We start from the raw sequence: 1,131 nt of genomic DNA, 5'->3' as shown, positions 1-1,131 counted from the left end.
GAGCAGTTTGATTCTCTCCATGATGCCATGGATTCCGTTCTCAAAGCTGCGTCCTAACCACCTTGACTAATGCTATAGCTCACCCTGCCCTGCCTCTTCCCTGATTTGAGGGCATGGAAGCGTTGTCCTTCCTGGCAGTAACCATAAGGATAATCGGAGTCTTGACTATTCATGCCAGCTTCATCGAGGTAAACCAACCCTTCCGGCTCCATCTGTTCAATCTGAGCCATAAACTCCTCTCGCTGTTGCTTCCAACGTTCTTGGTAGCCGTAAGTTTTTTTTCTGGTGAAGCCAATTTTCTTCAAGGCTCTGGATATGGTGCGAGGAGAGATGTCGTCATCCCAAAGTTCAGCCATCTGAGCGGAGGTTTTGTGGCCATGCTCTTGGGCAAAAGCCTTGAATTTTTGCAAGTCGGTAATTTTGTGGTTATTGCCAGGTGGGTGATTAGGTTGAGGGAGGAAGTCTCCGGTCTGTGCTTTTCTTTGCAGCCAGAGATTAATGGTGTTCCGGCTGACATGGAAAACTTGACTGGCTTCTGTTTTGGGCATACCGTCTAGTTCAATGGCATCAATAACTTTTTGTCTGAGGTCGTAACTATAGGGGGCTGGCATTTTTGGTCTTCTTAGTCATCTCGTCCTCTCCATTATACGTCCTAACTTTCCTGTCTTGTGCTATAGGTTGAGGGAGGAAGTCTCCGGTCTGTGCTTTTCTTTGCAGCCAGAGATTAATGGTGTTCCGGCTGACATGGAAAAGTTGACTGGCTTATGTTTTGGGCATACCGTCTAGTTCAATTGCATTAATAACTTTTTGTCTGAGGTCGTAACTATAGGGGGCTGGCATTTTTGGTCTTCTTAGTCATCTCGTCCTCTCCATTATACGTCCTAACTTTCCTGTCTGGTGCTATAGTAACCCAGTACACTCTAACAGACTGAGCCTCTGGGGATTTTGGTAGGCAATCGTAGGGGGTTGTCGCGATCGCACCCCCACCCGGTTTCTGTTCGCGATGGGTCCCCCTCTCGATTGCCCGGACAACAAACTGATGCCAGGTCGATCACGCCTCTTTACTTCCGGTAAAACTGCTACGAGTGTCAGCCTGCCCAGATTGCACTTGAGTAGCCCCCAACCCGCACA

General features: G+C 48.5%; 2 pseudogenes. Both read right to left on the bottom strand.

The annotated features are described in order from the left end of the window. Positions 1–77 precede the first annotated feature (77 nt). A pseudogene (locus ACTIE0_RS24600) lies at positions 78–611 on the bottom strand (IS630 transposase-related protein); the annotation flags it as partial. A 64-nt stretch (positions 612–675) separates the two neighbouring features. Further along, positions 676–840: pseudogene (locus ACTIE0_RS24595) on the bottom strand (IS630 transposase-related protein); the annotation flags it as partial. Positions 841–1,131: the final 291 nt, after the last annotated feature.

Origin of the sequence: Limnospira sp., assembly GCF_051859755.1 — a bacterium.
GTDB classification, from domain to species: Bacteria; Cyanobacteriota; Cyanobacteriia; order Cyanobacteriales; family Microcoleaceae; genus Limnospira; species Limnospira fusiformis.
This window is presented reverse-complemented; position numbering and strand designations above follow the sequence as displayed.